This is a genomic window from Klebsiella sp. 28, assembly GCF_018223905.1.
Classification (GTDB): Bacteria; Pseudomonadota; Gammaproteobacteria; order Enterobacterales; family Enterobacteriaceae; genus Klebsiella; species Klebsiella pneumoniae.
Window position 1 is genome coordinate 1 of the sequence record NZ_JAGRQY010000089.1, and the last position, 24756, is coordinate 24756.

The following is a 24756-nucleotide window of genomic DNA, read 5'->3' on the forward strand; positions in this document are numbered from 1 at the left end:
AAGATGATCCAGCGCGAGAATATCGGCACCACCAAGGACCGGCGTCTGCTGGAGCTGGAGCTGAACACCTGGGTGCGGAGCCTGGTGACCGAAATGACCGACCCCGGCGACGAGCTGCAGGCCTCCCATCCGCTGCGCGATGCCAGCGTGGTGGTGGAAGATATCGAGGATAACCCGGGCTTCTTCCGCGTGAAGCTGTACGCGGTGCCGCACTTCCAGGTCGAGGGGATGGACGTCAATCTGTCGCTGGTTAGCCAGATGCCCAAAGCAAAAGCATAAGGCAGGACGGGATGAAAATTTATCGTCCACTATGGAACGAGGGGGCTTTACTATCTCCTCAACAGTTCCAGCAGCAGACTGAATGGGAGTCTTTCCGCAGTGCCGGTGCATCAGCGCTGGCATCCCCATTCCCCTGGGGCGTGGAAAAAATTGAGTTTAATGACAGTCTTCTTTCGTCCGGCCTGATCCAGATTACGCAGTTACGCCTTTGGCTGGAAGATGGTTCATTAATTGATGCGCAAAGGAGCGATTTGCCTCCGGCGCCGCGTGAGTTAGATGCCAGCCAGCTGACAGGTCGTGATGCGGTAACTGTAGTCATTGCATTGCCGCATATGCAGCCTGGCATAAGCAACGTTGAACAGGAGGGCGTCAGTTCAGAACGGCCGCTTCGCTATAGAGAAGAGTGGGTAACATTGCAGGATGCCTTTGGCTCTGAAGAAGAATCTATAGCAGTTGCCCGGTTTAATTTCACCATCCGGTTTGCCCATGAAAGCAATGATTCCTGGAAAGTGTGTCCGGTCGCAAGACTGATTCGGGATGGACAAAATGCGTGGCGACAGGATCTATCTTTTATTCCTCCAGTAGCGTCATTTGGAGCAAGCCCGGTTCTTCACGAACGTCTGATGTTGCTTAACCGCCAGTTACGCTCCCGACGCCAGCGTTTGATGACGATGCGCCGAGAAAGCAACGAAAGGCTTGCCGATTTTGCCGTCGCTGATGTTTCCCTTTTCTGGTTGCTGAATGCACTGAATTCTCACGCCACAGTGCTAGCAGAATACGAACGTTTTCCTTCACGTCCACCTGAACAAGTATGGGCTGAGCTCGCTCGTCTGGCAGGCAGTATGCTGACCTTTTCCCTGGACCATGATCTGGACGCCATACCGGGTTATGACCACGAGGAGCCAGCTAAGGCGTTTCCTCCGCTGTTTGACCTGATAACGGGTTTGCTTGAGGCAAGTCTGCCATCCCGAGTCATTGCTCTGGAAATGACCCGTCCGGACGGACAGACCTGGAAGGCCAACCTCCACGATATCCGTCTGCGTGAAGAGGCCGATCTCTATCTCTCTGTACGCTCGGATATCCCGGCCTGGCAGGTCGCCGAGAAATTTCCTGCACTCTGTCAGGCAGGTTCACCTGATGATGTCCGCGAAATCTATGGTGCTGCGCTCAAGGGGATCCCGTTGATACCGGTGAGCAGAGTCCCGGCAGCGTTGCCTGTACGCATGGAAAACCAGTACTTCGCACTTGATATAGAAAGCCCTGCTGCGCATGAAATGCTGGAGCAGGGGGTATGTATGTTCTATGTGCCTGAGTTACTTGGTGCTTTGGAACTTGAACTGTTTGCGGTATTGCGCTCATGAGACAGGATATCGATATCGACCAGCTAATGACGGAGACCTGGCTCACCGTCACCATGCTTAAGAAAGGCGCCATCACGCTTAATGGCTCTGCGCTTTACAACGCATGCGTTAAACAAGTTGAAAGTGTGCGGGAAGCGCTGGAGCGTGCCGGTTATGACGATGCCAGTGTGGAACATATTTCCTACGCACAATGTGCCTTGCTGGACGAAACGGTGATGAGCCGTAAGCCCGAAAAAAGCGAAGGAGGAGAGGAGCCGAAAGTAGATGAAGGCCAGATGGTCTGGCGTAAAGCACCGCTTCAGGCCCGTTTTTTTGGCTCACTTCGGGCAGGTGAAGCACTATGGGATCGGATTGCAGAGGTTCTGCGTCAGCCCTCACCGAACCCGGCCGTTTTAACCTGCTATCACCGGGTGATAGCGTTGGGCTTTCAGGGATTATACAGCCTGAAAGCGGTCAGCCAGTCACAGCGGGATGAGGTAGTGAAAGCCCTTTCTGAGCGAGTTTCTCCACCTGATGCTGGCCTGTCGCTGGTTGTTTACCGGATAGGGAAACATCGCTGGAGTCTGATGCGCTCGGTCTGGTTCTGGATAGTGCTGGCCGTCATTCTGACCGGGATTATCTGGTGGGGTGGCCATCTGTGGCTTCAGGCGCTGTTGTCAGCACAAATACCGGAGCTGCATGGCTAATGCGCAGAAAAGTCATCATTTCGGTAGGCCTACACACTTTAGCAGCTGTAGCCGCGCTACTGTGGTTGCTGTGGTATTTCATTCCGACAGGCAACGTATTTAAAGGCCTGTCCACTTTGCTGATCCTCCTTCTGGCAGGCTGGTATGTGTTCAAAAACTGTCGACATGAGGAGCCCGTACCCGACGCTTACCTCCCGGCGGCTGAACTGCCATTACTCGACGCTGAGGGCCCCGTTGTACTGGTGTGTGGCGACATGCTGGATGCGTTGTTTCAGGGAAGCCCTCTGCGTAAAACAGCCCAGGGATGGTGGCTACGGGTCGGCGACGTCAGCCGGTTAGCTGACGTTGTCCGCAGCATACAGACGCAGTTTCCGCGCCAGGTCGGTCAGCTCTCGGTAATGTACCGTTGCCTGCCAGACCATCATCAGGATGAAGCCGTACTTCGTTCCGCACTGAAAACGCTCCGCCAGCAGTGTAAACAGATTAAATCCCTGACGGGTATCACACTGCCGGTTGTGTTGAACGCTGAATTATCCGGGCCTGAAACGCCATGGATAATCGTCCGGGGTGACAAGCCGATGGTATGTCCCCTTAATGATTCACCGCAGGCATTCATTGACTGGCAGCAGACGGACGCCAATATCCTGGCGCTGCCGGCAGTCAGCCAGGCATTTTCCTTTATCCGTAATACGTTGGCTGATGAGCTGGATAAACCTGACCGCTTAACGCCGCCGGTGCGTGCATTTTCCGTGATCATGCGGCTCGGAGTAGTCAGCCCAGAGACTCGGTCTGTCTGGGCCGGTTGGCTCTATTCCCGTACCTGCTTGCAGTTTTCCCGAGCTCCCGGGCAGTCATCGACAAGTCTGTTCCCGGATGCGGTTTTGCCACTTCTGGCACCGTTTGCCTCGCCGGTACAGGGAGGCAAACGTACCCGTCTTCTGGTTTTGCTGATATGGCTGTGCGTTCTGACGGCGTTGGGCATCTCCGCCCTCAATAATCGTGATCTTATCCGTCATGTCAGTACCCATTTACAGCGCTGGAATGCTATTCCAATGAATCACTACCCCCCTAAAGCAGAATCACTGGTTGCACTGAAACAGGATGCGCTCCTGCTTGAACGCTGGCAGCGTCAGGGAGAGCCTTTACGTTATAGCCTGGGTTATTACCCGGGACAACGTCTGTGGCTGGCCTTGCAGCAGGCTATCGATACCTGGACACCGCCACCCGCCCCTGAACCGAAACCGGTACCGAAAATTGTACGACTCGACAGCATGTCACTGTTTGACTCCGGCAAATCGGTACTCAAAGACGGCTCAACCAAAATACTCGTTAATGCACTGGTAGGGATTAAAGCCAGACCAGGCTGGCTAATCGTGGTCAGCGGTCATACAGACAATACCGGCAGCGTTCAGCTAAATCAGACCTTGTCTTTGCAAAGAGCTGAGGCCGTCCGTAACTGGATGCGTGATACCGGGGACGTACCGGAAAGTTGCTTTGCCGTGCAGGGTTACGGCGACAGTCGACCGATTGCATCAAACGACACGCCTGATGGCCGTGCGCATAACCGGCGTGTCGAGATCAGTCTGGTACCGCAGGCTGACGCCTGTCGTCTGCCAGGCGCAAAACATGCGTCACAGGATGTAGGTGACGTTTCAACTCGAGAAATGGAGAAGTAAACATGGCAATCCCAGTTTATCTGTGGCTGAAAGACGACGGTGGCGCGGACATTAAAGGTTCCGTGGACGTGAAGGACCGTGAGGGCAGCATTGAGGTGGTGGCGCAGGAGCATAATCTGTACATCCCGACCGATAACAACACCGGCAAGCTGACTGGAACCCGTATTCACACGCCGTTCCTGTTTACCAAAGAAATCGACTCTTCCAGCCCGTACCTGTACAAGGCGGTGACCACCGGCCAGACCCTGAAATCTGCTGAGTTCAAGTGGTACAAAATCAACGACGCGGGTCAGGAAGTGGAGTACTTCAACACGAAGCTGGAAAACGTGAAAGTGGTAAAAGTGAATCCAGTGATGCACGACGTCAAAGATCCTTCTTTCGAGAAGCACAACCATCTTGAGCGGATCGAACTGCGCTACGAAAAAATCACCTGGACCTACAAAGACGGCAACATCATTCATTCCGATTCCTGGAACGAACGCACTACGGCGTAAGAACCTGGCGGGCAGGTCCTCTCTGTCCGCTCTTTTTGCTGAGCGTCTGTTTCACGGGCGTTGAGCAAAGAAAAACACAATCTGCCTGCCTGACCTGATGCGCTTTGGACTCCTTATCAAAAGGAAACAGCGACGGGCGGTAGCGTGTCTGCGAACTGCTAAAGAGAGAATCTCATGGAAAATCCCGCCATCTTGTTACGCCGTCTTAACCCTTACAGCGCCCGCTGACAATGCATGCCATGTGCACCATTGTTGGCATGAATCTGGCACAGATGAGCACGCGTCTACAACGCCACTACGGCATTTCTACTCACATTGGCGAACGTCGCATCGATATGCTGACGATGGCGTCTTTGCTGCCGGATACCGGTGCCCGCAACATAATTGACGATTAGTGGTATCCTGAAAGGGAGAAGAACTATGATTGATAGCTTAAGCAGCCTGGCGCAGAAGGCGATGGATGAAGCCCTGAGCCTGTCCCGCTACCGGGTTGCTGTGCATGAATGCAGCGATTTCCTGGATGTTCTGCGTTACAGCGCGGTGGAATCCCTCAGCCAGCCCTGGCGGTATGACGTGGCGGTCACCTGCTCCTCTGCGGATATTGCCTGTGACACGTTACTGCTGAAACCAGCGTCATTTACCTTCCAGACCCCGGTGTTTGACGGGATACCGGCGCTGCCGGTCCGGACGGTATTTGGCGTGGTGGAGTCGTTTCGCCGGATATCCACGTCAAATGACGATACCCGTTATGCTATGACGATCGTTCCCCGCATCGCCCTTCTGGACTATACGAAAGGGAGTGAAATCTATCTCAATCAGTCAGTCACTGAAGTGGTTGAACAGGTGCTGCGTAAACACGGTCTGGAGGGGCCTGATTTTGAGTTCCGGCTCTCCCGCGAATACCCCTCCCGGGAGCTCATCACCCAGTGGCGGGAAACTGACCTTGAGTTTATCCAGCGCCTGCTGGCAGAGGTCGGCATTTACTGGCGCTATGAAATGGACAGCCGACTTGAACAGGACGTGGTGATTTTTCAGGACAGCCAGCAGCAGTATGAATTTGGCGTCACGCTGCCACTGCGCAACCAGGCCGGGATGAGTGACAGCGGACAGGAGAGTATCTGGGATATTCAGACGGCATACAATGTGGTAAGCGGGGGTGTGGCCACCCGGGACTACAACTACCGTGAAGCGCTACAACCTCAGGACAGTGCCGAAAGCATTTTCAGCAAGGAGGGGATCACCACCGGGGAAACCTACCATTACGCGGAACCCTTCCTGACAGCAGGTGACGCTGAAAGCGCAGAGTCCGGGGCATACTTCGCCCGTCTGCGTCACGAACGCATTCTGAACGCCCAGTATCACGTCACCGGGCATTCCTCCAGCCCTCATCTGGCTCCCGGTCAGGTACTGGAAACGGACGGCACGTTACCCGATGCCGTCAGGGAAGGTATCGTCATCACCACGGTGCGTTCCAGCGGTTCACGTAAAAGTAGTTTTTCTCTGACGTTTGAGGGGATCCCCTACAGCGAAACTGTCTGCTGGCGCCCGGCACTGCTCAGTCGCCCGGTGATATCCGGCTCGCTTCCGGCACGGGTGGAAAGCACACAGAAAGGCGACACCTGTTCCTGGCTCGATCCGGACGGGCGCTACCGGGTAAAACTGGACTTTGACCGCAACAGTGCCGAACAGGGTTATGCGTATCTGTGGCTGCGGCTGGCGAAACCCTATGCCGGTGATACGTACGGATTCCACTCACCGCTTATCGACGGAACGGAAGTGGCCGTCGTTTTTGACGGCGGAGACCCGGATCGTCCCTACATCGCTTATGCCCTGCATGATTCAGAACACCCGGACCACGTCACCAGTGACAACCATACGCGGAACGTGTGGCGCACTCCGGCGAACAATAAGCTACGGATGGAGGATAAGCGCCAGGAAGAGCATATCAAGCTCGCAACGGAATATGGCAAAACGCAGCTGAACATGGGGCATCTGGTCAACAGCCAGCGTGAAAAGCGCGGGGCCGGTTTTGAACTGCGAACGGATGAGTATGGCGCAGTACGTGCGGCAAAAGGGCTGTTCCTGACGGCGGATGCCCAGGCCAAAGCCCAGGGGCCGGTACTGGAAATGGCCCCTGCCATTAATCAGATTAACCAGGCGAACAGCCAGATGCAGGCCCTGAACAGCGCCGCCGAAGCGGCCGGGGCCCTGATCTGCGACATCAATACCCAGATAAATTTTGTGACCGACAAAATCAAAGACCTCCAGTCTGCGGTCCTGCTGGGGAGTGCGCCGCAGGGGGTGGCACTGACCTCAGGCGAACACCTTCAGCTCAGCAGTACCCGCAACACCATGATCAATGCCGGTCAGCATCTTGATATCGGTGCGATGAAAAATGTTTCTGTAACGGTTGAAAAAGCCCTGGGTATGTTTGTGCATAAAGGCGGGGCGAAGCTGGTCGCCAATCAGGGAGACATCGAGATTCAGGCTCAACACAACACGATGGCCCTGTTTTCTGAAAAACAGCTGACGGTGACCAGCAGTGAAGATGAAATTATTATCAGCACCCCGGAAACACTGACGCTTAATGGTGGCGGGTCTTACCTGAGGCTGAGTAAGAACGGCATTGAACATGGCTCATCAGTTGAGTTCATTATGAAGACGTCTGACTATCTGGTACCAGGATCGGGCGCAAATCTCCCCAACGAAACACCCAATTTCAGCCTGACGGATATCACTCAGGAAAGCAAAATCAGCAGCAAATCTTTCAATGACTAAGGGCTGATGATGGATCCATTAATTCCTCATATGCGTAATGTGTTTTTATTTGCATTTTTGCTTTGTTTATCAAATTTTACACAGGCATCTGAGCAAACAAGCCCAGAAAGCATCGTGTACAATTTTTATAAGTCATATTTGAAAGAAGAATCATCGGACAACAGTCGATTTGTCAGCCAATATGTTTCTGATGAGTTAATGAAAAGCATTAACGACTCAATGATGTGTAATTATGATTCTGATGATTCAGTGTCGGCAGAAGAACTCGAAGAAAATGTTCACAAAAGCGCGAATGCAAGCAGTTTAAAGGGCGTTATATTTGTAACTGTCATGGTGCTTGGGTTGATACTGATGTTGATTATTTTACAAAATCACAAGATGTTTATCCTTCATGGAAAGCAAGCATAACTACCGTTGATGTATATCAGAAAGAGAATGACTCTTCAATCAACATTATTTTAGGAGTAGGTTCCGAGCCTAAAGTTAAACTTAATGTTGTGCTAGAAAGAATTGATGGGAAGTGGAAAATCACCAGCGTAACGGAACAATAAGAACGTGGTCATTTTCTAAATTTCTCACCTCGATTACTTATACAAATACCAACATATCTACGGAGAGACGTTCATGTTGAAGAAGATTGTTTTTGCTTGCTGCTTATTCTGCGTGGCCAATATAGCCTCAGCTTCAGCAGACGATAGTTCAATGCCTCGGGAAATTGTTGCAAATTTTTATCACGATTACCTTGTTGCGTCTGAAATGCCTGATATGGAATCAGCTGATAAACTAACTCAAAAAGCTATTTTTGAATATACAACTGAGCATCTCAGAAGTCTGCGGGATAATGATGAATCGGGTGCTGATTATTTTGTCGATGCTCAGGATATTTGTGAAGAATGGAAAGACAGCATTAATGTGGAAACTGTTTCAGAGAATGACCAGGTCGCACAAGTGAAGCTAACATTAGGATATGGTAAGGGTGTATCCCTGTATGCCGTTAACCTGGTTAAAGAAAAAGGGAAATGGTTAATGGATTCTGTTAAGCCCATATCTCATAGTAGTATTTATTGTCCTCGACAAGCAGAGGGGGGAGAATAAATGCTGGACAAGAATGTAGCAGTTAGTGTTTTAAATACTCAAGCCCTGGCCAGAGCGAAAATTAACGCTGAAAATTTTAAAAATGGCATAGATAAAAAGCTTAAATATGGCGAGTCAAAATGTGCCCGCTATGTTAAAAAAGCATTAATCGCTGGAGGGGCATCTGCAAAAAATTCAGGAATTGAATCAACTAAAAATTATGGCCCATGGCTGCTTGAAAATAACTTTAAAGTTGTGGGTGGCGCTACAACAGTGTGTACTGGCGGTGTATTCACAATTTCTGGTCAGCAAGTGGGGGATGTTGTCGTAATCCAGGCAGCACCACACCATGTGCATGGTCATATGGCGATGTTTAATGGTACACACTGGGTATCTGATTTTGTCCAGGAAAGGGGGTTCTATCCTGCCCAGATATATCGTGATCAAAACATACCCTATACACTTTATCGTTATGGCGATAATACCACATCAGAGCAGTACGCCACGGCTACCCAAAAAGGAAAAATTAAAATTGTCTGGCCGATCCCTTCTAATAACCGGGGAAGTGAGTTCAATAATCAGGAAGAGATCCTCTCTCATGTCAGGGGGGAATCCACCGGGCAGTATATGATTGGCCGTAGCGGGATGTGGCATGGCGGGATCCATATCACCGAAGCCACGACGCCGTGGTGTGCGCTTAGTGGTAAGTCTCCACTTGAAGCGATAGATTTCCCGGTTCCCTTTAAAGGTGAGCAGGCAATCCGATGCATGGCTGACGGCGAAGTGGTTGCTTATCGTATCTGCAAGGATTATCAGACGGTTGCATGGGAATCTGGTCCGCTGAATTTTTCCGGCTCTTTTGTTCTGGTGAAACACTACATTCAACCGGGTGAAACGAAATCCAGCGGGCTGCATTTCTACACCCTGTATATGCACCTGGCTCCGTATTCTGCTTATGAGTCAGAATCGGAAAATCAGTGGATTACACAGGATACGCTTAAAGCGTTTTCCGAAATGGACTGGCTCACGGCAAAACTGACTTCTGAACAACTTCAGCCTCAGATTGCAGGGTATATGCCTGTGAGGGCACGCGTTGAATGGGACTCCTCTGATGCCAGTCTTAACGCGGTGGGGTATAACCAGCGCCGGTATGGTCTTGTGACGTTGAAAAGTTTACCTGATGCTGATGGTCATACAGATGCTAAGAAAAAGGTCAGTACCTCACTTATCCCCGGTAAACGTTACTGGGTGGTAGTGGATAATAATAATATTAAACCCGCCCCCGGCGCTGGTCCGTCATGGTGGCGCAGGCTTATGCCTCCGGCCAAAGAGGTTATGAAATTTGACCAGGTTGTGTGCCCGACGCCCTGGGCCATCACTGCCGGTGATCCTGTTGGTCATATGGGCTACTATCAGGCCCCAAAGGATGGGGGATATGAGGCGAGATATCAGGTGCATATTGAATGTACCAGCATGGATGATAACCTTGAAAAATTCCTGACCAACCCGGAAAAGGTGGGGGAGAAAAACCCGCTCTGGTTGAAGTATTCTCCTGGGCTGGCGCTGTACAAAAAGGATGTTGCAACCGGTACATTCACGAAGGATACGAGAGTGACGACCAGGATCGGGATCCTGCCACTGAAACAGGTGCAAACGGAAGTCGATAAGTCGACCAGACAGGAATACTGGCAGCTGCGACCAGAAAATGCTTACGTCCCTAAAGGCCAGGCGGAACCTCAACTTTTGTCGCAGTATGATCTGGCAAAGCTGGGCTTCAGAACTGAAACCGCAGAACCAGCCAGCTTTGATTACCTGGATGGAAAAAACCAGCCCACTGGATTCTTCCGTAACCTTATCGATTCGCTTTACCAGGCCGCGACCAATGATCCGCGAACCAGTCATGCTCTCGTGAAGCATAATTATCAGCGCCTGCTGGATAAAATTGACAGCGGAAGTGACCGTTATTCTCCAATGGAGTACTGGAGAGCACTTCATAATCCCGACTATCGTGACGTCGTTCAGAAAACAATCGTAAAACATCCCAGCGACTGGTACTTCAAAAAAGACGATGTTATCTGGCAACCATTCCTGAATGCGCTTAAGAAAGACGCTCCGGAATGGAAGAAATACAGCGAAGATTTCCTTGATAAGATGGCGTGGATGCCAGACTTAACAACGGAGAAGCTTGGCCCTTCATTATGGCATATGCATCCAATAATGTTTTTAGGGACAATGATTAGCGTGAAAAAGCGACAATCGGGACTTTTCACTGTACAGGATGGGAAAGAAGCTTTATGTAAAATATATAATAAATACGGTAAAAACATGTCTGTAATAGTTGAAAGAATGTTTCGTATCGAGACCAAACACTTTACTTCTGGTCAATATCAACATTGTGGTGCTCCTGGTATGGAGGTACATGGTGCTCCACCAGCATACGGATGGAGTTCTGACTTTTTCTCGCAACATCCAGAATATCAACCGACTGGGATTTGGAGTAAAAAAGAAGGAAGAGGGTTAAGTGGGCAGGGAGGGAATTCCCAAGTCACAGATAAGCCAAAGCAATTTGTAGTATTCGATTCTGTTGAGAGTTCGATGGAATATATTGTGTACTATATTAATAAGCACGGCGGAAACTATGCCCGATGGTACTCAACCCAAGACTCAGCACAAAAACTATATAGAGAAGAATGTGGGGCGATCAAACCCAGATTCACTAATGAATTTTCTGAGGTAAAATCATGATCATATTTAAAGCACTTCCTTTTGTTTTATTGACTTACTCTATCTCAGCATTTTCTAGTGTTACTGATGATGATTTTGATAGATGCTCACAATTCTTAAATAAAATAGTGGCCTCCAGTAATGCAAATTTGATAAAAGAGTTGAAAGTGGATAGGGGGCTCATTAAAGCAGATGTTGACAGTATCAGTGGTAATGATATAACTGCTAAAGTTCAATTCAATAAGATGCAGTCAACTGACACTCCAGGTGAAGGCTTTCTTTTATGGATGAAATATGATTACGTTAAATTCAATTTGGAGGATGTTACTATTGATCCAGATAATCCAGAACAATTAAAGTTTGATAATAGATACGCGTCAGTATACTTCAGTTGCCTAAACAAAAAAGTGATTTACAAAGTCAATGGTGATTCCAGATTACAGTTTTATAAAGATGATAAATTATCAACTCCAGAAACCGGTGTGTTTATCTTACCAGGGGAATATGTGGAAGTTGAAAGAAAATCAGGGAGCGCCTCGTATGTTAAATATCAAGCAAAAAACGGAGTGGTATACTCTTCATGGGTGGATTCTAGCCGCATACAGAAATTTTCTCCAGAGGCCATTAAAAACTAAATAATTATTCTTCAAAGTTATTTTCTATATTAAACGGTAACCGGATGAAAAGCAGAGGATTGAAATGGTTAAAATCATGCTGTCCAGCTTATTATATTGTTTTTGTTACCATTCCTTTGCTAACGATTTTTGTTCCATTATGTCCAAAACAGCCGAGAATGAGCAAGCATATGTAGATCATTCTAAGAGTTTATTTAGGATTGCATCGAAAACCAGACTTTACTTCAATAGCGCACCAAGTAAACGATGCAAGATTAGCGATTTATTTATAGTTAATGGTGATGTTGTTTCAGGATACACCACACTTAATGGTTATTTGTTTGCGTCATACTTCAAGAGAAATGGCGATTCAGTTGATGGATGGCTTAAATTATCAGATTTAAAAAATACTGGATATACAAGTGGTCCGTCAAGTGACGAACAAACGGCTTTTAATATTATTCCGGATGCCATTAAGAAGAACGCACTGGCTACAGCACCTGAAAAATGTATCAATATCAGTAGAGATGACACTAACAATAAATACTACAAATTCGCTATAAATTGAAGAATGTAAAGACATGCAGCTCATTCCTTTTAGCATCTTGGTTAAAAAAGGGACTCAAGAAATTTACACAAACCAAGGGGATGATATTCATAAATTCCACCCCATCGAATGAAGCAGTTACATTCTGTATGATGAAAGGAGAAGCTATAATGACAATAAAGGCTTAGAACTGAATAAAGACAATGCAATAACCAAATATGAAGCAGGCTTTAAAGTAAGAGAGAAATTGAAATTAGGAGTGGAAGAAGGATATCGAGGTTAACATGCGAAAAATTCTGTGTTTGATAGTTACACTTTTACCTATGTATAGTATGGCAAACAGTTTCGACTTGCCCACAGTTCATTCAATAAAAAACGGAAACCAATGTGAAATATCTTTTAATGATAAAATTGTTTCGAAACATGACTGTGAGTATGAATCTCCTTCCTATTTGACATCTTACTCTCTCCTTGCTGATTCTTGGACTGGAGTATGGATATTCCAGGACTCTCCAATGGGAAATGCTTGTGAAGCAGGAGCAATCAGAATTATTTCCTTGGATTCTGAAAATAAAATCCAGGTGCATAAGCCGATAGATTATTGCATGGGGTCTGTTATGATTAATAATGACGGCGATAAAGTCATTGTTAATATTCAAGATATCAATGATTCTAAAAAATCTGAGGTGTGGGTATTTAAAGACAACAAACTAGCGAAGCTAAAATAGCTACATTTCCTATAATCACTGGTCGGTGTTTTGTGTTTTGTCAGCATTGTCCCAGTTGTAAAATTAATTACCTCCAAAAGTTGAGGCAGTGATTTTAAAAAAATGCTCGGTGAATTTATGAAAAATATCATTTGCAAAATTACCACAAGTTTGCAATTCCTCGATGCAATCTCATCCGGATAAGATCGACTGCATACAAACCAGCACAAAAAAACAGAGGACTCCGTTAAAGAGATTATTACCAAATCTGGTAAGGAGTATTCAATTGATATGGCGTTTTATAATAGTCAACGGAATTCTATTTCTGAACGATGCAGCTTATATAACTCGATGGAAGGTCAACGCACAGATTTGATAGAAAACCAATGCGAATATGATGGTGTAGAGCAACTAAATGATTTTATTAAAACCTATATGAAGACGGTTGATAATTATTAAAATGAACATAAAACTCTCTTTGGCTATGTTAATTTTAATGGCATCGGCAACATATGCTCAATGTTCTCAAACCAAAGATATTGATATGCTGGTAACGGCAAGTAAGCTGAAAAACTCTGGCTTTGTCGATGGGCAAACAGGTCGCGTTACTACTGACTTAAATGATGATGGTAAAAAAGATATCATCGAGTATACGTTTCTGAGTTCAACACCACCAGGCACTTGTGATCAATCGGAATGTATGTCTAATCTCGACAACTCTCCTACTTTAACATTCGAAATCACAATGCATGATGGAAAATCAATAGATGCAGCATATATGTGTACATCCATTGGAACATCAAAAAAATCACACAAAGGGCTAAAGGATATTTTTTTTGCGGACCTAAATATATCTTGCGATGGAATGGTGACGAGTATGATACAGAATAAATATTCAAAAGCATTTACATGCCATTGAGTCCAGAATGGGTCTTTTAAATTGTAGAACCAGACACTTATAGGTAAGTTAAATTACCAGTGCCTCCACTGGAGTGTTCAAATAAAATGAAGATTAAGAATAAAACACTGACTTTACTTCTAATACTCCCTTGTATTTCACATGCTGCACTAAACGACTATTCCAGGATTGAAACTGATTGCCGCAGAATGAATCAAGATATAAATAACTCTGTTGTAATGGGTTGTGCCGACCAGGCATCAGACGCCGCAAAGAAAGACATGAACATTGTTTACCAGAAAATATACAAAATCATTAAAGCGCGTGAAATGCCTGACATTACAAGTAAATTCAAGACGGCGCAAAAAAACTGGATTGCATCACGTGAAAATTGGTGTGATGTTCAAGGGTTTATAATCGGTTCGCCGATGTACAGCGTATGCCGTATGGACATGAATATTTCAAGAGTGAATGAGTTAAATGACTTACTGGAACAGATTCAGGATTAATATGTCTGGAGGCTAGTTACTTTAACCTAATGATAATTATTAACTAACAGAGACCCTTATTAATGCTCCAGATTATCCGCAAAGGCGATAAAACTACCCACGGTGGTTCAGTACTGACCGCCTCAGAAACGATGAAATTCGGCGGTATTGGCGTTGCCCGTAAAGGCGACAAAGTGTCCTGCCCGGTTCCAGGACATGGTCCTACAACTATCGTAGAAGGCAACCCTGATTACCTTGATCATGGTATCCCGGTTGCCTTTCACGGCCACAAATGTGCCTGTGGTTGCACATTGATCAGTTCATTTGCCGCAGCAAAGGTTGCCTGATTATGCCCGTCTGGCTGGATGCCATCCCTGAAAAGGCTCCGAAGGTAGCGCGTCCCGGCACCGGCCGTTGGCTGCTCTTCCTCGCGTTTGTCATGCTGGCAGGCATAGCGCTCACGCTATGGTGTTGGACGTCAGAGCGAACCGGATTTGTCTTCTGGTTCACCGCGCTGGGTCTTCCATTTTGCACCTGGGGGCTTATTTTCGGCTTACGCCGGTTTGCCTACAAAGCCGAACAGGTGGGGGCCGAGTCCCGAAATGTCCAGCGAGAAGCGCTTATTGACAGTGAAATTCTGCGCGGTCAACGCTGCGCCTGGATCCTCGGTACTTATATTCAGAGTCCGGCCGGAAACAAAGCCGATGACCTGCTGAAGGCAATGAAAGTCGCAGCTCCTGTTATCGAATTCTCTCACCCAAGAGGATGTGATAAACCGGTCAGATACGCGGCATTACCAGAATATCAGACAGATTTAACGAAGGCCCTGAAAGCAGCGGTTAATAAACTGACTACGCGTGTAGAGGGGATAGTTAAGCCGCTTCCGCCCGAGCTGCCATGCTGGCTGGTGCTGGATTGTGATAACGATCTGTATCCCCTGTTTGAAGAGCAGCTTAAAGCCGATCTCTCACTCAAGACGGGCAGGATTTTTCGCCTGATGGCCGGAAAAGGACTGGGGGCGTTTGATGCCTGGCTGGACAAGCGATGGGACAACCCTGGCATTCTGGTTGCCATCACGCTGTCGTTACCGGCGTCTCCCCGGGAAGAAGATGCTGATGCTGTCTCAATGGTGGTATTGAGCAACCGCAAAGCCCATGCCTGGCCGGATGCGCTTCGCCTTCATCGCCCCGAAAGGGGAACAGAAACAACGCTTACAAAGACACTTACTCGGGCGCTGCTCTGGTCGAAGACCCTGCCCAATGAACTCAAAGGAAGCTGGATCTCCGGTCCCACATTGACGTCGGGCAGCGGCTGGAATAATGCCTGCGAAGAGAGTGAAGTGGAATTTAGTCTTTCAGAAGACAATTCCAGTATCGATCCCGTGGTGGGATATACCGGCCATGCTGCTCCATGGCTGGCCATCACGCTTGCTAATGCTGACGTTGAACAACGAGGCCCCCAAGTTATCGCCGCACAACCCGACGCTGATAAGGACGACATCTGGATCGCTGTCATCACCAAAGAAGAAGTTCGCAAGGAAACGCCTAAGAATGACTAAGGTAAAAGTCAAAACACTCATCGGCTCCGTTGTCACTGTCGCTTTTTTTATGACGGTCATCGTGGCATTTTTGTTATATGCCTTTCCGGAAAACGTAGCTTCGGCCACGGGATTCGGTCCCTATGACGGCCAGCGCATACTCACATTTTGCGCCATACTGGTTGCCGCGTTGTTTTTACTCGGCTGGCTGACAGAGAAGGCTTTTGACATCGCCGGTAAATCCGGATTGTATTTCCACTGGGGACAGAAAAAGTCTCAGATTGCCGCTCCGGTGACGAACACCATCGCCAGTGAAGACGACGACGAACAACCTGTCTTCAGCGAAGAGGCGGTGTCCGAGCACCTGCGGTTTCGCTATGGGCGCCGCTGGCAGCGTAAGGTGCGTCTACTGCTGGTGATGGGTAATCCGGATGACGTCCAGAAAGCGGCCCCGGGCCTGTGTCATGACCTCTGGCAGGAAGGCGACGGCAATGTGCTGATTTATGGCGGTGATGCGCAGTCACTTCCGGATGAGATCTTCCTTTCAAAACTGAAGCGTCTGCGATCTGGCCAGCCGGTTGATGGCATCATTCAGGTGATGAGTACCTCAGCCCTCCCGACGGATAGCGAACGGGATGCCTTCTTGCGTTGCCGCCAGAAAGCCGACCACCTGTTAGGCTGGCAGGCGCCTGTCTGGCTGTGGCTGACTGATAAGGCAGCGGGTGCTCAGCAGGACGCGGAAACGGCTGCGACAGGGGTCATCTTCGGGCCGGAAGGCACCGTAAAAGAGGCTGGTAAGGCATTGACTACGCTGTCTCAGCACCTTCAAAAAGCCGGTATGGCGCAGATACTGAGTAATCCGGCGCATGATGGCCTGCTGCAGTTATCCTCCCGCCTGAGACATGAACTAAAAACCAGTCTGACCGTTTTGCTCAGCGGACTGATGCAGGGATCTGCGGCCTGGCGTTTACGCGGTGTCATGTTCAGTCCTGAACTGGCTGTTGCCGGAACGGTGCCGAACACGCGCCTCGACACGCCGACCTGGAAAGCCGTCATTGATGACAGCGATGCCGTCAGAGGCAGGAAACTGGGCTTCAACTGGCTGAAGATGCTGCGGTTAATCCTGCTTTCCCTGATAGTCCTGTGGGGGGCCGGTACACTGCTGTCCCTCGTCGTTAACCGTACCCAGATTTATCAGGCGCAGGAGACGGCCAGGCAGGCAGCGGATACTGCAAAACCACTGGCTGAACGCCTGCGCAGCCAGCTCGTACTCCAGCAAGCCATTGCCCGTCTACAACATCATGAGGCTACCGGCGCTCCGTGGTACACCCGATTTGGTCTTAATCAGGACAGTGACACGCTGGCCGCACTCTGGCCCCTGTATGCGAAAAACAACGCACAGCTGATGAGGGATGCCACAGCAGATCATCTGAAACAACAACTGAATGCCTTTGTGCAACTTCCTCCGGCCAGTGACGCCCGGATGCAGGGAACGCAACGGACCTACGATGTCCTGAAAGCTTACCTGATGATGACCAGACCGGACAAAGCCGATGAAGGATGGTTGGCGAAAAATGTACTAATAACCTGGCCGAAACGCCAGAATGTGGCGGATGGGACATGGCAGGAAATTGCCCCTAAATTACTGGGTTTTTATGCGCAGAACCTCCCGACACATCCGGAATGGAAAATTAAGCCTGACGCTGAATTAATCAGTACGGTCCGTCAGATCCTGCTCAAGCAGATTGGCCAGCGGAACGCTGAGGCCGGACTGTACCAGGACATGCTTAAGCGCGTGGCCAGTAACTGGCCTGATTTAACACTTGCTGATATGACCGGTGATACCGATGCTTCAACGGTATTCAGCACTGACGAAATCGTCCCAGGAATGTTTACGCGCCAGGCCTGGGAAGAGCAGGTACAGGATGCAATTAACGAGGTCGTTAAGACACGACGTGATGAAATCGACTGGGTCCTGACGGATAAAACGCACCAGGCAGGAAGTGATATCTCCCCGGAGGCGTTGAAGGCCCGCCTGACAGAACGGTATTTTACCGATTTTGGTAATGCCTGGCTGAACATGGTCAACAGCATTCAGTGGCAAGAAGCCACGTCTCTTTCTGAAGCAATTGCCCAGCTCAGTCTGATCGGCGATGTCCGTCAGTCTCCGCTTGTGGCCTTAATGAATACGCTGGCCTGGCAGGGAAAAACAGGAGAGAAGGGTGAGGCACTGGCTGATTCGATAGTGGATTCAGCGAAAAAACTGGTTGGTCGGAAAAAATATACCCGACAGTTCATTGAGCAGGCGCAGGGGCCGAAAGGTCCATTGGAGGACGTTTTTGGACCACTGACGGGATTTATGGAAGGTAAAGAGGGCACGGGTAGCAACGGTAACCTCAGTTTCCAGTCCTGGCTGGCCCGCGTTACCCAGGTGCGGCTGAAGCTTCAGCAGGTCACCAGCGCCCCGGATCCGCAAGCGATGTCGCAGATGCTGGCACAGACCGTATTCCAGGGTAAAGCCATCGACCTGACGGACACCCGCGATTACGGCAGTCTGGTTGCGGCAAGCCTGGGGCAGGAGTGGAACGGATTTGGTCAGTCGTTGTTTGTGCAACCGCTGGATCTGGCCTGGCGGCAGGTCCTTGCCCCGGCAGCGGGTAGTCTCAATAGCCGCTGGCAATCGACCATTGTCGAACAGTGGAATAAGGCCTTTGCGGGGCGGTATCCGTTTAAGGCCACCGGCAGCGATGCCTCCCTGCCGTTACTGGCTCAGTTCCTGCGTAGCGACTCGGGTCGAATTACTAACTTCCTGAAAACTAATCTTGGCGGGATCCTCCACCAGGAGGGAAATCGCTGGGTCGTTGATCCTTCCGCAAGTCAGGGGATGGTTGTCAGTCCGGATTTCCTCCGGGCGATTAATCAGCTGGCAGAGCTGTCTGATATCGTGTTCTCTCAGGGCGATGCAGGTATTCACTTCGAACTGATGGCGCGTCCTTCAAAGGATGTTGCCAGAGTGCAATTGACCCTCGATGAGCAGAACCTGGACTACTTCAATCAGATGGAAAGCTGGCAAAGCTTCACCTGGCCGGGGAATAGCTACTATCCAGGCGTATCGTTGAGCTGGCGTAGTGTAAACAGTGGTATGCAACTCTACGCCAGTCACCAGGGTAACTGGGGCTTCATTCGCCTGCTGGACAAAGCCCTGCTCACTCCTCTTGATGCCAGCCGGACGCAACTGGTATGGATCACCCCGGATGGCAATCCTCTGAAGTTTGTGATGCGTAGCGAACTCGGCAGTGGTCCTCTTGAATTACTGAAGTTGCAGGGGTTCACGCTGCCCAACGCTATTTTTAATGTTGCCGCTGGCGCAGAAGCGATCCAGTAACGATGGGCGCATTGTTCACCCTTGCCGCTTCTGTCTCCACGGCCATCAGTCAGCAGGAGGAGGGGATCCATGGATTCTGGAACGCGGTCCTGCCGGTGCTGTTCTGGCCCTGCTCTGAGAACAGTGAATGGGGCAAGCAGGGAAACCTGTGAGACCCGAACCCAGACGTGTCGGAAAGCATCAACGCCTCATCCACCCTGACAAGCCTGTGCAGATTTTTGTCGGCGCCCGGGCCGGTTCCGCGCTCAGGCAGGTACCGCGAGCGCCGGAAGCCAGTACATCAGGGGGCAGTCCCTCCACACCCCATCGGCGCCTGCGCCCCCATGTCAGAAAAGCCCACTGGCAAAGCGACTGGAAGGGCAAACCTACTCAGGGGGAGGAGAAAAGTATGCTGCTGAAATGGAAGCCACCGCAAATCGTCAATGGTAAGGACGACGATTCTCTGGAAGCGACCATGAGGTTTATGAAAGAGACTAACAAACGGGAAAAAGAATGAGTTCACCGGAAGATCTGTTAACCGCCTGCGCCACCAGCCAGGAAGAAAGGCAGCGCCTCACCTCCCGGGCAAATGATGCCCTGTCGCTCTGGGATAACTGGCTGCATCCGTTCACCTCCGGGCCTGAAACCGGGGACGATCCCGCATACGATGATAATTTTCAGCTGATGCGTGAAGAGATCAATAAGCTTTCAGGTACCGATTCAGCGTTGTTGTGCCAACTGGCCCAAAAGTGTCTTTGCGAATGCGCCAAAGACATTCGTGTCGTGACCTGGTACGTGCAGGCCCGACTCAGCCGCGACGGTGAAAAAGGGTTGTCCGAGGGCTTACTGCTTCTTGTCGCGATGCTGACCCGCTACGGGCAGGCCTGTCATCCCCGGCGCCCCGCCGCCCGGAAAGCTGCGCTGGAGTGGTTGAACAGTGCAAAAGTGATTGATGCACTGCTGTTATGGCCCGAGGTGGACAGTAATGATGCCGGTCTGACGGCTGGCGCTATAAGCCTGCTTGCATCCACAGTGGCAGACTGGCCGGAAGCCGAGAAACCGTCTTTTGCAGGCCTTTGTACCGCTCTTGAAAACCGCCTGGCACGTTCGGGTGGCATGGAAGTGCTGGTCCCCCAGAACAGCAGTGCTCAGGAGCAGGGGCATGAACCAGCCCATTCGGATTCACCGCAACTGTCAGCCGTGAAATCTGGCCGCGATTTACTCGACAAGGCAAAGTTACTTTCCCGCTGGCTGAGCGAACAATCTCAGGGTTGGCTGGCTTCTCACCGGCTGATTAAGACCGTGCGGTGGGATACAGTCGATCAGATCCCCCCTCTCGACAGTAGCGGCCGCACCCGCCTGGTACCGCCGAAACCCGAGTATCGCGCTCAACTTAAGCGGCTCTATATTCAGAAAAACTGGACCGAACTGGTTGAGCAGGCCAGCCAGATGTATTGCGAAGGGGTCAACCATTTCTGGCTCGATCTTCAGTGGTATCTCTGGCAGGGGCTCAGCCATGCCGGTCAGCCCTGGGATACCTGGACAGACTCCGTCCTGTTCGATCTGCGGCTGCTGCTTAAACGCCTCCCGGGCCTTGAAGGGCTGGCATGGAATGACGGTACCCCCTTTGCTGACGAAGTCACCACCGCCTGGATTGCGGAAAAAGTGAATGAAGAAGGCCTGATATACGACAATGAACTCGCTACCGTCGTTAATGGTCAGGCTGATGATGTGCTGCTCCTTGAGTCGGAAGCCATGGAAAAGGGCGACACGGATGGTCCCGAAGCGGCGCTTACCTGGCTCCAGTCCCGACCGGGGATAGACACACCACGCCATCGCTGGCTGATACGCCTGCTAATGGCCCGGGTGGCAGAGCAATATGGACGAAACGATATGGCGCTTCATCTGCTTGGCGAACTAACTACCTGTGCGCCACAGCTGACGCTGGGAGACTGGGAACCCGATCTGTTGTTTGAAGTCCAGGCCCGTCGACTGAACCTGTTACGTATGAAAGCTGGTCGCAGCGAATCTGATAAAGCCCGTTTGATGCCTGAGATGGAGTCCTTACTTGCCGGACTTATTGCCATTGACCCGGCCCGTGCCATGGTGCTCTGTGGCTAATGTTCTCTTTAATAATTTCCAGGAATGCCGTTCATGGATGATTTAACCCTGCGCTATTACGAAGCAGAGATGCGCTACCTGCGTGAAGCCGGTAAAGAGTTTGCCCGGGCTCATCCGGATCGTGCAGCGATGCTTAATCTGGATAAACCCGGCGCCCGCGATCCTTATGTGGAACGCCTGTTCGAAGGCTTTGCCTTCCTGATGGGCCGTTTGCGTGAAAAGCTGGATGATGATCTGCCGGAACTGACCGAAGGGCTGGTGAGTCTGCTGTGGCCGCACTATATGCGGACTATCCCGTCGCTGGCCATCGTCGAGTTCTCGCCTGACTGGCGTAGTCTGCGTCAGGCCGAAATGCTGGCTGAAGGCTTTTCCGTTCTGTCACGTCCTGTCGGGCCGCATAAAACCGCCTGTCAGTACCGGACGACCCGCGATGTGCCGCTACAACCGCTGCACCTTGCGGACGCCAGCCTGCACACGGAAACCGATGGCCGCTCTGCTATCCGCCTGCGCTTCGAATGCCCTGAAAAAGTGGACTGGCGTAAAGCCGGGATCGACAAGGTCGCCATATTCCTTAACGCAGAGAGTCCTGTCAGTTCAGCGCTGCATCTGGCAATGACCCGGCGTGTACATGCCATATATGCGCGTCATGCCGGGACGCATACTGAACGTCATCAGTTTGATGGCTGGTGCAAACCCATGGGCTTTGACGACAATGACGGCCTGTGGAAGAAAGCCGATACCGCCTTCAGTGGTTACCAGCTGCTGCTGGAGTATTTCAGCTTCCGTCCGAAGTTTATGTTTGTTGAGCTGCGCGGTCTCGACACCATCGGGCTCACTGCGGCCAGCACCTGGTTTGAAATCGACATTGTGCTCAGTGAAGCATGGTCATCCGATCTGCCTTTTGAGACAGAAAACTTCCGGCTGCACTGTGCGCCGGTCATCAATCTCTTTACCCTGGAAGCCGACCCGCTGACGCTTAACCCGCTGGAAAACGAATACCTGCTCAGGCCGCTGCGTCTTCAGGATGGACACACCGAGATTTATAGCGTCGATAACATCCATGGCGCGGTGAAGAATGGCAAACACCCCTATGTGCCATTCACCAGCTTCCGCCACCGGGGCGGTATGATGCGCCACGATGCCCCTGAGCGTTATTTCCATACCCGCGTGAAACGCGGTCCCTCTGGCCTGTATGACACCTGGTTAATTCTCGGGGGACGCTCGTTCGAACTGGAGCAGTTGTCCGATAAACCGGAGTCTCTCTCGATGCGAATAACCGGGACCAACGGTCAGCTTCCGCGTAAGGCACTGGAAAGTACCCTGCTGGACAGGGTGGTCAAAACCGGCAAGGTGCCCGTCAGAGTACTGAACGTCACAGCACCGACGATGCCACTATATCCCCCGGCAAACGATCGTTTTCACTGGCGGGTGATGAGCCACCTTGGTTCAAACTTTCTGAGCATGATGGACAATCCGGAGGTACTGCGGGGCACGCTGGCGCTGTATGACTGGACCGACGATGAAATGAACCGCCGTCGGCTTGAAGCAATCGTCGCTGTGAAGCACACCCTGCTCCGCCGTTTTGAGAAGGGTTTTATGCTCCGGGGCGTGGACATTGAGGTCACGCTGAATATGGACAATTTTGCAGGCGAGGGTGATGTAAACCTCTTTGGGGAGATGCTGCATCGGTTCTTCGCGCTCTATGCCGATATTCACCTCTTTAACCAGCTCACGCTGGTACTGCAACCGACAGGGAAACGACTGAGATGGCGCGAGAATCACAGCCAGCACGTACCGGGCTGACGCTGGCCCTTAACAAAGATATCTGGCGGGCCAATTTTTATCGTTTCTGCCAGTTGCTGGAACAGGAAAATCCGGACGCGCCGAAACTGGGCACCACCAGCCATCCGGGCGATGATCCGGTACGATTCAGACCCTGGCCTGGTATGGGTTTCCCGGTCAGTACCCTGAAAGCAGTGGAGACTGACGAAGACCATCCGACATTACCCCCAACGGTTCGCACGACATTTCTAGGGGTGTATGGCGTGGACTCGCCTCTGCCGACGTCCTGGCTGGACGATATTGCGCAGCGCCGCGAAGGACACGAGGCGGTTACCTCATTCCTGGACATTTTCAGCCACCGGATCACCACTCAGTATTACCGGATCTGGCGAAAATACGCGTATCCGGCGACCTTCGAGGCCGGTGGCCGTGATGCCACATCACAGTGTCTGCTGGGACTGGTGGGACTCGGTATACCAGGCACAGCGGAACGGGTGGCAACGCCGGTTTCCCGTTTTCTGGCCCTGCTGGGCACCATGCGATTACCCACCCGTAATGCCGAAGGTATCCGGGCCCTGGTGAGCCTGTTGGCACCGAATACCCGGGCAATTATCACCGAACCCGATCCGGTTAAGGTCCATATTGATAACCGCAGTGGGCTGGGGGCCAAAAACCGCATCCGTCTTTCGCAGCGGGCCACGCTGGGTAAAACGGCCAGGGAAGCATGCAGTCGGGTACTGGTGACGCTGGAAACGGAAGATCCGGGCGAAGCGGAAGGCTGGTTACCCGGTGCTGTCCTCCATACCGATTTGCTGGTCCTGCTGCGCGTCTATCTTGGCTACCGCAGTGACGCCCGACTGCGCCTCACGGTACCCGTGCGGTTATTGCCTGAGCCTCGCGTTGGCAAAGGCAGGCGTATTCAGCTGGGCCGAACCGGTTTGCTGGGGCTGAAAGCAGGAAAACTCAGCAATAACAGGGAGAGTCTGACCGTCAGCCTGGGCTGCTATGAAGGGTTGCAATGCTCTGTTTTACCTCCTGCTGAAGACGGGCATTACCGCTTCGACTAATCACGTATTCCCTCTCAATAAAGGAACTTTTGAATGGCAACAGTAACCCGCCGGAGGGCGCTGACGCTTATTGCCTGCGGTCTACTCGCAGGCTGCGGCCTGACGCAGACCGTCACGGACGGTACGGTCAGCATCACGAAATCCATCTTCTACAAAAAAATTAAAACGCTGCATCTGGATTTTACCCCGCGCACGGCCATTAACGCCGATGGCGCACAGACGCCGCTGGCGACAATGGTGCGGGTTTATCAACTCCGGGATCGTAAAGCGGTTGATGCCGCCGATTACCAGACACTGCTGCGCAAGGCCGATACGGTACTTAAAGACGACGTACTGGCATCAAAAGAGCTGCTGGTGATGCCCAATGGCAGCGTGACGCTCAATATGCCCATGGATGAAGACGCTCAGTTCGTGGCGGTGGTGGGGCTGTTTAACCGGCCGGATCAGAAGGACAACCGCTGGCGTCTGGTACTGACCCGTGACGACCTCGACCCGGACAACCCCCGCACAATTGAACTGGGTGATGGCTGGCTTGGCCTTGTGCCGGTGAAGGAGTGAT

23 protein-coding genes and 2 pseudogenes are annotated in these 24756 nt (G+C 50.9%); all 25 read left to right on the forward strand.

The features are described from left to right. Positions 1 to 279 (forward strand): annotated as a pseudogene (locus tag KHQ28_RS15425) (type VI secretion system contractile sheath large subunit); the annotation flags it as partial. Between the two features lie 11 nt (positions 280 to 290). After that, on the forward strand, positions 291 to 1640 hold the full coding sequence (gene tssK, locus KHQ28_RS15430) for a type VI secretion system baseplate subunit TssK (protein ID WP_025368032.1): 1350 nt from the start codon (positions 291 to 293) through the stop codon (positions 1638 to 1640). Beyond that, a complete protein-coding gene (tssL, locus tag KHQ28_RS15435; protein ID WP_025368033.1) occupies positions 1637 to 2326 on the forward strand; it encodes a type VI secretion system protein TssL, short form in 690 nt (229 codons plus the stop codon). Before tssK ends, tssL begins: the two co-directional genes overlap by 4 nt. Further along, positions 2326 to 4002: an OmpA family protein gene (locus KHQ28_RS15440; RefSeq protein ID WP_032415285.1), complete on the forward strand. Its 1677-nt coding sequence runs from the start codon at positions 2326 to 2328 to the stop codon at positions 4000 to 4002. Before tssL ends, KHQ28_RS15440 begins: the two co-directional genes overlap by 1 nt. Positions 4003 to 4004: 2 nt before the next feature. Beyond that, a complete protein-coding gene (gene hcp, locus KHQ28_RS15445; RefSeq protein WP_025368035.1) occupies positions 4005 to 4496 on the forward strand; it encodes a type VI secretion system effector Hcp in 492 nt (163 codons plus the stop codon). 212 nt (positions 4497 to 4708) lie between these two features. Continuing rightward, positions 4709 to 4879 (forward strand): annotated as a pseudogene (locus tag KHQ28_RS15450) (type VI secretion system protein VasG); the annotation flags it as partial. 37 nt (positions 4880 to 4916) lie between these two features. Continuing rightward, positions 4917 to 7274: a type VI secretion system Vgr family protein gene (locus KHQ28_RS15455; RefSeq protein ID WP_055314441.1), complete on the forward strand. Its 2358-nt coding sequence runs from the start codon at positions 4917 to 4919 to the stop codon at positions 7272 to 7274. Positions 7275 to 7280: 6 nt separating this feature from the next. Continuing rightward, positions 7281 to 7682: a hypothetical protein gene (locus KHQ28_RS15460; protein WP_223168855.1), complete on the forward strand. Its 402-nt coding sequence runs from the start codon at positions 7281 to 7283 to the stop codon at positions 7680 to 7682. Beyond that, the gene (locus tag KHQ28_RS29240; protein WP_322968824.1) at positions 7679 to 7825 is read left to right on the forward strand and encodes a hypothetical protein; all 147 of its coding nucleotides are present in this window, start codon (positions 7679 to 7681) and stop codon (positions 7823 to 7825) included. Before KHQ28_RS15460 ends, KHQ28_RS29240 begins: the two co-directional genes overlap by 4 nt. Before the next feature lie 73 nt (positions 7826 to 7898). After that, a complete protein-coding gene (locus KHQ28_RS15465; protein ID WP_032418589.1) occupies positions 7899 to 8369 on the forward strand; it encodes a DUF3828 domain-containing protein in 471 nt (156 codons plus the stop codon). Beyond that, positions 8370 to 11093 carry a hypothetical protein gene (locus KHQ28_RS15470; protein ID WP_223175065.1) on the forward strand — a complete coding sequence of 908 codons (2724 nt, stop codon included), beginning with the start codon at positions 8370 to 8372 and terminating at the stop codon, positions 11091 to 11093. After that, on the forward strand, positions 11090 to 11707 hold the full coding sequence (locus KHQ28_RS15475) for a hypothetical protein (RefSeq protein WP_032418591.1): 618 nt from the start codon (positions 11090 to 11092) through the stop codon (positions 11705 to 11707). Before KHQ28_RS15470 ends, KHQ28_RS15475 begins: the two co-directional genes overlap by 4 nt. 64 nt (positions 11708 to 11771) lie before the next feature. Then, complete coding sequence (locus KHQ28_RS15480; RefSeq protein ID WP_123836167.1) at positions 11772 to 12254, forward strand: hypothetical protein; 483 nt, start codon at positions 11772 to 11774, stop codon at positions 12252 to 12254. Between the two features lie 263 nt (positions 12255 to 12517). After that, on the forward strand, positions 12518 to 12961 hold the full coding sequence (locus tag KHQ28_RS15485; protein WP_123836168.1) for a hypothetical protein: 444 nt from the start codon (positions 12518 to 12520) through the stop codon (positions 12959 to 12961). A 189-nt stretch (positions 12962 to 13150) separates the two neighbouring features. Further along, positions 13151 to 13399, forward strand: coding sequence for a hypothetical protein (locus KHQ28_RS29690; RefSeq protein WP_350028694.1), 249 nt, complete (start codon positions 13151 to 13153; stop codon positions 13397 to 13399). A 1-nt stretch (position 13400) separates the two neighbouring features. Next, positions 13401 to 13859: a hypothetical protein gene (locus tag KHQ28_RS15490; RefSeq protein WP_123836169.1), complete on the forward strand. Its 459-nt coding sequence runs from the start codon at positions 13401 to 13403 to the stop codon at positions 13857 to 13859. A gap of 86 nt (positions 13860 to 13945) precedes the next feature. Further along, a complete protein-coding gene (locus KHQ28_RS15495) occupies positions 13946 to 14347 on the forward strand; it encodes a lysozyme inhibitor LprI family protein (RefSeq protein ID WP_071890414.1) in 402 nt (133 codons plus the stop codon). 62 nt (positions 14348 to 14409) lie between these two features. After that, complete coding sequence (locus tag KHQ28_RS15500) at positions 14410 to 14673, forward strand: PAAR domain-containing protein (RefSeq protein WP_032418592.1); 264 nt, start codon at positions 14410 to 14412, stop codon at positions 14671 to 14673. Between the two features lie 2 nt (positions 14674 to 14675). Next, on the forward strand, positions 14676 to 15884 hold the full coding sequence (locus tag KHQ28_RS15505; protein ID WP_032418594.1) for a membrane protein: 1209 nt from the start codon (positions 14676 to 14678) through the stop codon (positions 15882 to 15884). After that, the gene (locus KHQ28_RS15510) at positions 15877 to 19248 is read left to right on the forward strand and encodes an ImcF-related family protein (RefSeq protein ID WP_032418595.1); all 3372 of its coding nucleotides are present in this window, start codon (positions 15877 to 15879) and stop codon (positions 19246 to 19248) included. The genes KHQ28_RS15505 and KHQ28_RS15510 overlap by 8 nt, the downstream gene beginning before the upstream one ends. A 2-nt stretch (positions 19249 to 19250) precedes the next feature. Beyond that, positions 19251 to 19400 (forward strand): hypothetical protein, encoded by a 150-nt coding sequence (locus KHQ28_RS15515; protein ID WP_153582916.1) that lies wholly within the window; start codon positions 19251 to 19253, stop codon positions 19398 to 19400. Positions 19401 to 19740: 340 nt separating this feature from the next. After that, positions 19741 to 21348, forward strand: a complete 1608-nt coding sequence (gene tssA / locus KHQ28_RS15520) for a type VI secretion system protein TssA (RefSeq protein WP_032418597.1) — start codon at positions 19741 to 19743, stop codon at positions 21346 to 21348. Between the two features lie 33 nt (positions 21349 to 21381). After that, positions 21382 to 23151, forward strand: a complete 1770-nt coding sequence (gene tssF, locus KHQ28_RS15525) for a type VI secretion system baseplate subunit TssF (RefSeq protein WP_032418599.1) — start codon at positions 21382 to 21384, stop codon at positions 23149 to 23151. After that, on the forward strand, positions 23115 to 24197 hold the full coding sequence (gene tssG, locus KHQ28_RS15530; protein WP_032418601.1) for a type VI secretion system baseplate subunit TssG: 1083 nt from the start codon (positions 23115 to 23117) through the stop codon (positions 24195 to 24197). Before tssF ends, tssG begins: the two co-directional genes overlap by 37 nt. Positions 24198 to 24230: 33 nt before the next feature. Further along, positions 24231 to 24755 (forward strand): type VI secretion system lipoprotein TssJ, encoded by a 525-nt coding sequence (gene tssJ, locus KHQ28_RS15535; RefSeq protein WP_032418602.1) that lies wholly within the window; start codon positions 24231 to 24233, stop codon positions 24753 to 24755. Position 24756 lies beyond the last annotated feature (1 nt).